The organism is Nocardioides malaquae (assembly GCF_015070385.1).
Lineage (GTDB): Bacteria > Actinomycetota > Actinomycetes > Propionibacteriales > Nocardioidaceae > Nocardioides > Nocardioides malaquae.
The window spans coordinates 1-273 of record NZ_JADCSA010000365.1; the positions used below are offsets into that span (position 1 = coordinate 1).

General features: G+C 74.0%; 1 protein-coding gene. It reads right to left on the reverse strand.

The window, feature by feature from the left end; translation table 11 throughout:
- The coding region (locus tag IEQ44_RS15825) for a hypothetical protein (RefSeq protein WP_193639414.1) at positions 1-273 on the reverse strand (273 nt) is incomplete at both ends.

Here is a 273-nt window from a genome sequence, read left to right on the forward strand (position 1 = left end):
CTCTCGAGCCCCCGGCCTCGATGCGCATCGATCCCGCGGGCGGCCCGACCGGGGTGTGGATGTGGACGTCCCGGCCGTCGTTGTCCTCATCCCGGGGTGGTTCCTGGGCCGCCACCCCGTAGAGCTCGATCGCCTGCGCGAGGATGCGCTCCATCTGGGCGCGGCCGATCTTCTCCAGGAACGGCGCCCCCTGCGCGTCGATCCACGCCAACGCCACGGGCGACAGGGCCGGGTCGCGGTGGATCGTCGCCTCGGCGACCAGCCGGGCTCGCC